This window comes from Candidatus Propionivibrio aalborgensis, from assembly GCF_900089945.1.
Lineage (GTDB): Bacteria > Pseudomonadota > Gammaproteobacteria > Burkholderiales > Rhodocyclaceae > Propionivibrio > Propionivibrio aalborgensis.
Genome location: NZ_FLQY01000312.1, coordinates 1 through 8266, shown reverse-complemented (window position 1 = coordinate 8266; position 8266 = coordinate 1). Strand labels below are relative to the sequence as shown.

The following is an 8266-nucleotide window of genomic DNA, read 5'->3' as shown; positions in this document are numbered from 1 at the left end:
AGCGAACAGAACGATCCGTATCCGCTCGGCGAACGTGGCAAGAACATCTACTATGCGGCGTTCACCGAGCGCCCCAAGCATCTTGATCCGGTGCAGTCCTACACCGAAGACGAAATCACATTCACGGCGCAGATTTACGAGCCGCTGCTGCAATACCACTATCTGAAGCGCCCCTACACGCTGATTCCAGCGACGGCAGAGGCCGTTCCGGTACCTCGTTACTACGACGCCAGGGGCAAGGCGCTACCGGCCGATGCGCCAGCCAGTGACATCGCACACAGTATCTACGAGATCCGCATCCGTCCCGGTATCCACTATCAGCCGCATCCCGCTTTCGCGCTGAACCAGGATGGAAAGCCAGTCTATGCGGATCTTGACCCGGACAAGTTGGCGGACATTGAAACCATCGCCGATTTCACGCGCACCGGAACGCGCGAACTGACCGCCGACGACTACATCTACGAGATCAAGCGGCTGGCCCATCCCCGCCTGCATTCGCCGATTTTCGGCATGATGGCCGAACGCATCGTCGGGCTGAAAGAACTCGGCGAAGTACTGCACAAGGAGGCCAAGAGTCTGTCCGCCGGAACCTGGCTTGACCTGGACCGCTTTGCGCTCAAGGGCGTGACGCGCGTCAACCGCCATACCTTGCGCATCGAGCTGCGTGGCAAGTATCCGCAGTTTCTCTACTGGCTGGCGATGCCTTTTTTTGCCCCGGTACCGCGCGAGGTCGATCGCTTTTTTGGCCAGCCGGGAATGGCCGAGAAGAACCTGACACTCGACTGGTACCCGGTGGGCACCGGTCCCTATATGCTGACCGAGAACAACCCGAACCGCCGAATGGTGCTTGAGCGCAACCCCAATTTTCACGGCGAAACCTATCCCTGCGAAGGCACGCCTGGGGACCGGGCCGCCGGACTGCTGGCGGATTGCGGCAAACCCCTGCCGCAGATCGACAAAGCGGTATTTTCCCGCGAGAAGGAAAGTATTCCCTACTGGAACAAGTTCCTGCAAGGCTACTACGATGCCTCGGGCATTTCATCCGACAGCTTCGATCAGGCGGTGCGCTTCAATGTCGGCGGTGATGTGCAGCTCTCCGACGAAATGCTGGCCAAGGGGATTCGCCTGCTCACCAGCGTGCGGCTGTCGACCTTCTATATGGGCTTCAATATGCTGGATGCGGTGGTCGGCGGCAAGGACGGCATCGGTAGCGAGCGCAGCGCAAAGCTACGGCAAGCCCTGTCGATTGCGATCGATCAGGAGGAGTTCATCTCGATCTTCATGAACGGTCGCGGAATCGCGGCGATGAGTCCGCTGCCGCCCGGGATTTTCGGCTATCTTGACGGCGAAGCGGGAATGAATCCGGTGGTCTACGACTGGGTGGAGGGGAAGGCACGGCGCAAGCCGATTGCGGTGGCAAAAAAGCTGCTGGCCGAGGCGGGCTGGCCGGATGGCCGCGATTCCCGGACCGGCGAGCCGCTGGTACTCAACCTCGATACGACGAGCGGCGGCATGGGAGACAAATCGCGCCTCGACTGGCTGACGCGCCAGTTCGCCAAGCTCGACATTCAGCTCGTTGTGCGCTCGACTGACTTCAACCGCTTCCAGGAGAAGCTGCGCAAGGGCGCGGAGCAACTCTATTATCTTGGCTGGAACGCGGACTATCCTGACCCGGAGAATTTCTTCTTCCTGCTGGCGGGTTCCGAAAGCAAGGTGGAAAAAGGCGGCGAGAACACCTCAAATTATGCCAGTCCCGAATTCGACCGCCTCTTTGCCGAGATGAAGGACATGGAAAGCGATGGCCCGAGCGGCCCGCGCCGGTTGTCCATCATCACGCGCATGAACCGCATCCTGCAACACGATGCGCCGTGGATCTTCGGCTTCCATCCAAAGAGCTATACGCTCGGTCACTCCTGGTTGTACAACCGCAAGCCGATGGATATCGGCAACAATATCCTCAAGTATCAGCGCATCGACGTGGCCGAGCGTGAAGAACTTCGCCGACAGTGGAACGAGCCGGTACTGTGGCCACTGGCACTGATTGTTGTTGTTCTTGCGGCGGTAATTCTGCCGGCCGTGATCAGCTATCGCCGACGCGAACGTGGTACGGCGCGGGGGCCATGAGTTGAGTCAAAAGGCGTTTGAACCACAGAGGCACAAAGACACAGAGGACTCACGGAGAAGGCGTCCTTCCTTTTGGATTCTCTCTCTGTCTTCAACGTGTCGAATGGCCGCCTTGGCCAGAACAGTTCGCTCGATGGGTGCATTCCATTCGCGTTTCAGGCTAGTACGCCGATCCAACAGGATCATCTTTGTTGGCATCGAGTGATACTATAATTGGTGCAGATACGTTAGGAGTCACACGATGCGAACTACAGTAACCCTGGATGAAACCCTTCTCAACCGGGCACAGCTGCTCTCTGGTGTTCAAGAACGCAGTGCCCTTCTCAAAGAAGCTTTGAACGCTCTTATCCAGCGGGAAAGCGCCCGTCGCCTGGCGCGGTTGGGCGGTACCGATCCGCAGTTGGAAAGTGTCGCCCGACGTCGCGAAGGAAAGCGGTGATACTGGTCGATACATCGATCTGGATCGACCACTTGCGCAGCGGCAGCCCGGCACTCGGTACGTTGCTTGAAAACGAGGCCGTCTGCACCCACGGCTTCGTGATCGGCGAACTGGCGTGCGGCAATCTGCGTAACAGGACGGAAGTGTTGGGCCTGCTTCAATCTCTCCCGCGACTGTCCGCTGCGACCGAAGATGAAGCTCTATTCTTCATCGAGCAGCAGCAACTCATGGGATGTGGAATCGGTTACATCGATGTTCACCTGCTTGCCGCTGCCGTGATCCGAAACTTCCCGATATGGACGAAAGACAAGCGCCTCATGGCCATTGCCAAAGAAAAAGGCTGGGTCTACGTGCCGGGAGCACACTGATTGATGGCCGTGTCCAGCCAGAAGCAGAGATATCAAACTGCGGCATAATTTGTATTCTTATCACTTCGGCATTTATTCGCGTGGATAGCTTCCTTCTTTGGGCGATGTTCTCAATTGCTGTAATTGTTCACTTGGTTATTGGATATCAGTGCAACGAGGAAATCAAAAAGATAGGTGGTGGCTATGTCTTTGTCATGGTTAAGCTACTAAAGAGGCAAGAGTTGAAACTGAAGCTTGCGGCGATTAGCTTCTTCGCCTACCTTTTCTTGGGTATCGCCTTGGCTCTTAAGATCTACGCATGATCGCGACATTCTGTTCTGGGTCGGTTGTGTGAGTTACTTTTCGACAAGCGGCAGATTGACTCTAAAGCCCCAAGATTTCTCCGGCAGTTGTCGAATGGCGGCGGTGTGAAGTGCGACAATCCCATGCATCGCGAGAACTGTGAGATGAGTCAAACCCATATGAACCACAGAGACACAGAGACACAGAGGCTTCGCAGAGAGAACACCAATTTCTATGGATTTTCTCTGTGCCTCTGCGCCTCTGTGGTTCCCGGTTTTACTCACGCGTAATCACCCATGCTCGCTTATCTCCTTCGCCGACTGCTTTATGCCATACCGATCCTGATTGGGGTGAATCTGATCACCTTTGCGCTGTTCTTCGTCGTCAATACGCCCGACGACATGGCGCGCATGCAGCTCGGGGTGAAGCGCGTGACACCCGAGGCGATTGCCAAATGGAAAGTCGAGCGCGGCTATGACAAGCCGCTGTTCATCAATTCGCAGGCGAAAGGTATCGGCGTGCTGACCGACACCGTCCTGTACACGAAATCGGCACGCATGTTTGTGGGTGACTTCGGGCGTGCCGAGGACGGCCGCGACATTGCCAGAGAAATCACGACGCGCATGGGGCCTTCGCTGGCCATTGCCTTGCCGACGTTCATTCTCGGCCTCTTCGTGACGGTCAATTTTGCCCTGCTACTGGCTTTCTTCCGTGCCAGTTATCTCGATTTCTGGGGCGTCGTTCTCTGTGTCGCCTTGATGTCGATTTCCAGCCTCTTCTACATCATCGGCGGACAATTCCTGATCAGCAAGTTATGGCGACTGGTGCCGATCTCGGGCTTCAGTGGCGGCCTGGAAGCCTGGAAATTCGTGATTTTGCCGGTGGCCATCGGCGTCATTTCCGGCATCGGTTCGTCGGCGCGCTGGTATCGAACGATTTTCCTCGAGGAAATCGGCAAGGATTACGTGCGCACCGCGCGCGCCAAGGGGCTTTCCGAGCTGATTGTGTTTATCCGTCATGTGCTGCGCAACGCCATGATTCCAATTCTGACAGGCGTCGTCGTGGTCATTCCGCTGCTGTTCATGGGTTCGCTGCTCACCGAATCCTTCTTCGGTATTCCGGGGCTGGGCAGCTACACCATCGATGCAATCAATGCGCAGGATTTCGCCGTGGTTCGCGCCATGGTTTTCATCGGCTCCGTGCTGTACATCATTGGATTGATGCTCACAGACATCTCCTACACCTTCGTCGATCCGAGGATCAGATTTGAATAACGATTTTCCCCACCAAGTCACCAAGAGCACCAAGTTGCACCAAGCATTCTTAATGGTTTTCTTGGTGAGCCTTCGTGTCCTTGGTGGCTTGGTGGTTCGATTGAAATGAGTTTCCTCCCCGTCCTGTTGTGGTCCGACGTTCTCATCTGGCTGCTGGTGCTGGCGGCGATTGTGCTCGGTGCACTGTCGGCGCGCAATCCGCCCTTGCGCGCCGCCTGGCAGCGGGTCGGGCGCAGCCGTCAGGGAATGGCGGCCGCGACGGTGCTGACGGTCTTCATCCTGGTCGGTCTGCTCGACTCGGTTCATTATCGGCCCCGGCTCGAAAGCCGCGAGGCGGAGCAGCCGGATGTCTATGCCATCGAAGTGCTTTCGCTGCTCGATGCGCTGGTGACACCGCTGCGCACGCGCAACGAGAAAACCTATTCCGAACCGCTGGCCACGCACGCCTACGCCAAGGAATCCATTGAAGTGCGCGATGCGAGCGGCGGCGTTGGCCAGGTTCGCGATTTCCCGCGCCTGAAGCACGGCGGTGTCCATCTCGGTGGTCGCGACGACCAGCGCAACGCCGATGTTGGCCAACGGGTGGCGGCGGCTGGTGTGCTTGCCTGTGCGTTGTGGGGAGTGATGGCTCTGGGATGCGTGCATTTGCTGGCGCGCAGGAATGCACGCCCTGCGCGCAGGATGTGGAGCATGATCTGGCGCGGCGAAACGGATTTCGCGTGGAACGCCGTGCTGGCCACGCTGGGCCTGCTGCTCGTGCTGCTGTTGCCGCTGGTCGCGCTGTGCGTTGATTACCATGTTTTCGGTACAGACAAGGTGGGCCAGGACGTGCTCTATCAGGTCCTCAAGAGCATACGCACGGCGCTGGTCATCGGGCTGGTCACCACACTGGTCATGCTGCCCCTGTCGATTCTTCTGGGCATTCTCGCCGGCTACTTTCGCGGCTGGGTCGACGACGGCATCCAGTACCTTTACACGACGCTCAGTTCGATCCCCGGCGTGCTGCTGATCGCCGCCGCCGTGCTGATGATGCAGGTGATCATCGACAACCATCCGCAGTGGTTCGCCACTGCCGCCGAGCGTGCCGATATGCGTCTGCTGGCTCTGTGCTTCATTCTCGGGGTAACAAGCTGGACCGGGCTTTGCCGCCTGCTGCGCGGCGAAACCCTCAAGCTGCGCGAACTGGAATACATTCAGGCCGCACAGGCCTTCGGCGTTTCCGACCTGCGCATCATCCTGCGCCACATCCTGCCGAACCTGATGCACATCGTGATGATTGCCCTGGTCATGGATTTTTCCAGTCTGGTGCTGGCCGAAGCGGTACTGTCCTACGTCGGCATCGGCGTCGATCCGACGATGATCAGTTTCGGCACGATGATCAACAATGCGCGCATGGAAATGGCGCGCGAGCCGATGGTCTGGTGGTCGCTGGCCGCTGCTTTCGTCTTCATGTTCACGTTGGTGCTGGCGGCCAACCTGCTCGCCGACGCCGTGCGCGACGCCTTCGATCCACGCATGGCGGGGGCATCATGAGCGCGGGCAACGACGAGCTGATTCTCAGCGTGCGTGGCCTGCGCATGGGCTTCGCCAGCGGCTTTGCCAGCACCCGACAGGTGCTGGCGGCCGTGGACGGCATTGATTTCTCCCTGCGTGCCGGTGAAACATTCGCCCTGCTGGGCGAATCGGGCTGCGGCAAGTCCGCCACAGCGTTGACGCTGCTTCGCCTGCTGCCGGCGGCGGGGCGCATACTCGGCGGCGAGGTGAGTTTCGCCGGGCGCGATCTCCTGCAGCTGCCCGAATCCGAAATGCGCACCGTGCGCGGTGGCGGCATGGCGATGATTTTCCAGGAGCCGGCGACCAGCCTCAACCCGGTGTTGACCGTCGGACGGCAGATTGGCGAGGTTCTCGAGCGGCATCTGGGCCTGGCCGGTACGGCGGTGCGCCTGCGCTCAATAGAACTGCTGGATGCCGTCGGGATCGCCGATGCGCGGCGACGTCTGGACGAGTTCCCTTTCCAGCTCTCCGGCGGCATGAAACAGCGTGTGATGATCGCCATGGCATTGGCCGGAAATCCAAGGCTGTTGATCGCCGACGAGCCGACCACCGCACTCGATGTCACCATCCAGGCGCAGATTCTCGATCTTCTGCGCCGCCTGCAGGCCGAACGCGGTATGGGCATGTTGCTGATTACGCATGACCTCGGCGTCGTCGCGCACATGGCGCATCGTGTCGGCGTTATGTATGCCGGTGAAATCGTCGAGGAAGCGCCGCGCGACGCGTTCTTCGCCTCGCCACGCCATCCCTATTCGCAGAAACTGTTTGCCGCGTTGCCCGATCCGGCGCGGCGCGGCGGGCAACTGGACACCATCACCGGACAGGTGCCGTCCTTGTCCGCCATGCCGACGGGCTGTCGTTTTGCCGAGCGCTGCCCGCACGCCTGGGCGCGCTGTCGTGACGAATCGCCGGGCTGGCATGCGGCTGGAGAAAACCATCGCGTGCGTTGTCATCTGCTGGCCGAGCCGGGCAGGGCAGCTATCAGTATGCCGACGTCTGCTGCGCTGGTTCAACCGGCATTCCAGGCTTTGCCCGATTTCCTTGCGGTCAAGGATCTTGCTGTCCATTTCCCGATCCGTCGCGGCGTATTGCAACGCACTGTCGGCCATGTCAAAGCCGTCGATGGCGTTTCGCTCGATCTGGTGCGCGGGCGTACACTGGCCCTCGTCGGCGAGTCGGGTTGCGGCAAGACCACCGTGGGCAAGGCAATCCTGCAACTGATCAAGCCAACCGCCGGCAGTGCTCAACTTGACGGGCGCGAGCTATGCGGCCTTTCGCGCGGCGAATTGCGTCCGCTGCGTCGCCGTATGCAGATGATCTTCCAGGACCCCTTTGCTTCGCTCAATCCGCGCCTGTCGGTGGGCGAGATCATCGGTGAGGGCATGAGTGCCCTCGGCGTGAACACGCAGAGCGAAGGACGGGAGGCCGCCATCGCTGCATTGTTGCAGCAGGTCGGGCTCGACCCGGCGGCCGCAAGCCGTTATCCGCACGAGTTCTCAGGTGGCCAGCGGCAACGGGTTGCCATTGCGCGTGCACTGGCCGTCCAGCCGGAATTGATTGTTTGCGACGAGCCCACCTCGGCGCTTGACGTCTCGGTCCAGGCGCAGATTCTCAATCTGCTCAAGGCGCTGCAAGACGACCTCGGGCTCGCCTACCTGTTCATCACGCATAACTTCGCGGTGGTCGATTATCTGGCGCATGAGGTGGCCGTGATGTATCTCGGCCGCATCGTCGAGCGCGGCCTGGTCGACGAGGTGCTGCGTTCGCCACAGCATCCCTATACGCAGGCTCTGCTCTCCGCCGTTCCCAGCCCACGGCTTGACGCGCAGCCGGAATTCATTCGACTGGCTGGCGAAATGCCGTCACCGGCGAATCCGCCGCCCGGCTGCCATTTTCATCCGCGCTGCCCGCAGGCGATGGACACATGCCATGCGGGCTATCCCGAGACGAGTCGCGTGACGGCGACGCATACGGTGCGCTGCCATTTGTTCGGTAGTGCAGAACAGAGCAAGTAGTTTGCTGATGCTGGCGGCAGCCAACGAGACCGATAAGTCGCGGTGCGGGATCAGTTGATGCAGACAAACAAAGTCCGTCGAGCCGTAGGCCGACATGGAAACTTGGGCTGCTACAACATTCTCGCGTCTGACAATCCGTCGGAGGATGCTATTGATCCGGCCAGCTGAAGTATGAAGTTTCAGGCGGCATATTTGACACGGGGGTCGTGG

General features: G+C 59.5%; 7 protein-coding genes. All 7 read left to right on the top strand.

What is annotated here, in order from left to right; genetic code table 11:
- Positions 1–2124, top strand: a 2124-nt coding sequence (locus tag PROAA_RS13545; protein WP_186411847.1) for an ABC transporter substrate-binding protein, incomplete at its 5' end; no start/stop codon positions are given.
- A gap of 241 nt (positions 2125–2365) precedes the next feature.
- Entirely contained in the window at positions 2366–2563 is a 198-nt protein-coding gene (locus PROAA_RS13540) for a type II toxin-antitoxin system VapB family antitoxin (RefSeq protein WP_186411846.1), read from the top strand.
- Complete coding sequence (locus tag PROAA_RS13535) at positions 2560–2931, top strand: type II toxin-antitoxin system VapC family toxin (RefSeq protein ID WP_186411845.1); 372 nt, start codon at positions 2560–2562, stop codon at positions 2929–2931. Before PROAA_RS13540 ends, PROAA_RS13535 begins: the two co-directional genes overlap by 4 nt.
- Positions 2859–3233 (top strand): hypothetical protein, encoded by a 375-nt coding sequence (locus PROAA_RS13530; protein ID WP_186411844.1) that lies wholly within the window; start codon positions 2859–2861, stop codon positions 3231–3233. The genes PROAA_RS13535 and PROAA_RS13530 overlap by 73 nt, the downstream gene beginning before the upstream one ends.
- Before the next feature lie 276 nt (positions 3234–3509).
- On the top strand, positions 3510–4487 hold the full coding sequence (locus tag PROAA_RS13525) for an ABC transporter permease (RefSeq protein ID WP_186411843.1): 978 nt from the start codon (positions 3510–3512) through the stop codon (positions 4485–4487).
- Between the two features lie 105 nt (positions 4488–4592).
- Positions 4593–6020: an ABC transporter permease gene (locus PROAA_RS13520; protein WP_186411842.1), complete on the top strand. Its 1428-nt coding sequence runs from the start codon at positions 4593–4595 to the stop codon at positions 6018–6020.
- On the top strand, positions 6017–8056 hold the full coding sequence (locus PROAA_RS13515) for an ABC transporter ATP-binding protein (protein WP_186411841.1): 2040 nt from the start codon (positions 6017–6019) through the stop codon (positions 8054–8056). Before PROAA_RS13520 ends, PROAA_RS13515 begins: the two co-directional genes overlap by 4 nt.
- Positions 8057–8266: the final 210 nt, after the last annotated feature.